The sequence below is a fragment of the Brachyspira sp. SAP_772 genome, from assembly GCF_009755885.1.
GTDB lineage: Bacteria > Spirochaetota > Brachyspiria > Brachyspirales > Brachyspiraceae > Brachyspira.
Window position 1 is genome coordinate 1 of record NZ_VYIX01000033.1, and the last position, 1,054, is coordinate 1,054.

Annotated in this window: 2 protein-coding genes; both read left to right on the forward strand. The window is 22.9% G+C overall.

The genetic code is table 11. The annotated features are described in order from the left end of the window. A partial coding sequence (locus tag GQX97_RS12360; RefSeq protein ID WP_157152222.1) for a beta-1,6-N-acetylglucosaminyltransferase occupies positions 1-681 on the forward strand: 681 nt, incomplete at its 5' end. Continuing rightward, positions 674-1,054: beta-1,6-N-acetylglucosaminyltransferase (locus tag GQX97_RS12365; RefSeq protein WP_232473364.1), on the forward strand; the 381-nt coding region annotated here is incomplete at its 3' end. The genes GQX97_RS12360 and GQX97_RS12365, both read left to right, overlap by 8 nt.

The following is a 1,054-nucleotide window of genomic DNA, read 5'->3' on the forward strand; positions in this document are numbered from 1 at the left end:
AAAAAATTTAAAACTTATCATGGCGGTGTAAGTTTAGTTATAGCTACCCTATTTTTAATAGAAGAAGCTTATAAAAACAACTATGATAGATATATATTTATTAGCGGTCAAGATGTGCCTCTAAAAACAAATAAAGAGATTATTAACTTCTTTGATACAAACAAAAATAAAGAATATATWTCATACGAAAGCATTAATAATAGTRAAGCTATGTATAAAGAAATGTCTTTTAGATTAAATTCCTATAATTTTGGAAAACTATATAGACTAATTTTCCATAGAAAYATAAGAGAATTATTATCTAATTTTCCTCTTATAAAACGCACTACTCCAAAAAATATTTATTATGGCTCTCAGTGGTGGAACTTAACTAATAATGCTATTAAATATATATTAGAKTATACAAAACAAAATCCTAATTTTCTTAAGAGATTTAATTATACTTGGGGAAGTGATGAGTTTTATTTTCAGTCTATACTTCTTAACAGCAAGTTTAAGAATAATTGTATAAAYGATAATTTRAGATATCTTATATGGAATGGCGGAACTCCGTTTAATTTACAAATGAAAGATTATGAGAATATAAAAAACAATATTAACAACAATATATTTGCACGTAAATTTGATGAAGATATTGATAACACTATAATAGATAAATTGTATGAGGATTTAAATGAGTAGGATTTGTTTTATTATTATAGCACATAAAAATTATAATCAGACTATGAGATTAATTAATCATCTTAAAACCGATTTTGATTTGTATGTGCATATAGATAAAAAAAGCAAATTAAACATAAAAAGTTTTGATAATGTTTATATATACAAAAAATATAGTATTTATTATGGAGGATTTAGTCAGATAACTACTACTTTATATTTAATGAAAGAGGCTTTTAAGAATAATTATGACAGATATATTTTTATAAGTGCTCAGGATATACCTTTAAAAACTAATAAAGAAATAAATGAGTTTTTTAAAAATAAAATAAATAAAGAGTTTATCTCATATCAAGATGTTGAAGCTGATGAAAACATGTATAAAGAGATGTGC